The sequence below is a fragment of the Streptomyces adustus genome (assembly GCF_009377175.1).
In the GTDB taxonomy this organism is placed as follows: Bacteria; Actinomycetota; Actinomycetes; order Streptomycetales; family Streptomycetaceae; genus Streptomyces; species Streptomyces adustus.
The window spans coordinates 1-1080 of the sequence record NZ_VJZD01000560.1 but is presented as its reverse complement, the minus strand read 5'-3'; the positions used below and the strand labels follow the sequence as shown (position 1 = coordinate 1080).

The window sequence follows — 1080 nt, the reverse complement described above, 5'->3', positions numbered from 1 at the left end:
GCGCCGGGCCGGGAAGAGCCGTCGGGTCCGGGAGAGCCGCCGGGTCGGGACGGGCGGCCGGGTCGGGGAGAAGCGGCGGCTCGGGGAGGAACGGCGGGTCGGGGACGAGCGGCGGGTCCGCGGCGGACGGGAGGTCCGCGGTGCTGAACGGTTGTTCGGGCGCGGTGGGCAGTGGCTCCCAGGGGGCGCGCTGCCGGGGCGGTGCCCCGCGCGCGGCGCCGCCGTCCGGTAACGCCGTCCCGTCGCCCAGCGTCCCCGCGGCCGAGGCGAACCGGTCGTCCAGCGAGTCGGCCGCGGTCACCGGGCCGGTGTCCTCGACGCAGTTCTCGTACAGCTGCCTCCACCAGTCGTCCTCGTGACCGGTGGGCCTTCCCCCCTGCTGACTCATGCCCCTAATTGTCCACCGCGAGGGCCGGATGAAAACGGGGCATCCGGAAAATCCTGTGCGATCCCTCCCCGTCGAACGGCATATCGGGTGACATCGGGAACGCCAGTACGTTTTTGTGACCGATGGTGCGCGAGAGCCGGGCCGGGGCGGGGCGCGCGCGTCCGGACAGGACCGGGTGGCGCGGGACTGACCTGCCGTTCCCGCCGGGCTCGGGCACCCTGGGCAGATGGGAGTGTGGGAACTCCTGCTGGTCGGCCTGGTGGTCCTGCTCGGCCTGTGCGGAGTGCTGGTGCCCGGGGTGCCCGGGCCGTGGCTGGTGTGGTCCGGGGTCCTGTGGTGGGCGCTGAACGATCCGCAGCCGGTCGCCTGGGGCGTCCTCGTCGGTGCCACCTGCATTCTGTTCCTCGCCCAGGCGGTGCGCTGGGCGCTGCCGCCCCGGCGGCTGCGGCAGAGCGGGGCCAGTGCCCGGATGGCGGTGTACGCCGGGGCCGGGGCGCTGGCCGGTTTCCTCCTGCTGCCCGTGCTCGGCGCGATCCCGGGTTTCGTGGGCGGCATCTACCTGTGCGAGCGGCTGCGCCTGGGCGGGTCGGCCGAGGCGCGGGCTTCGGTGCACACGGTGATGCGGGCGGGCGGCTGGAGCGTGCTGACCGAGTTGTTCGCCTGTCTGCTGGTCACGGGGGTGTGGGTGGGCG

At 74.5% G+C, this 1080-nt stretch carries 1 protein-coding gene and 1 pseudogene; one reads left to right on the top strand and one right to left on the bottom strand.

Annotated elements, in window-relative coordinates; translation table 11 throughout:
* Positions 1–388, bottom strand: a pseudogene (locus tag FNH09_RS46540) (protein phosphatase 2C domain-containing protein); the annotation flags it as partial.
* A 226-nt stretch (positions 389–614) separates the two neighbouring features.
* On the opposite strand from FNH09_RS46540, the gene FNH09_RS46535 reads away from it, so the two are divergent.
* Positions 615–1080, top strand: a 466-nt coding sequence (locus tag FNH09_RS46535; RefSeq protein ID WP_152895894.1) for a DUF456 domain-containing protein, incomplete at its 3' end; no start/stop codon positions are given.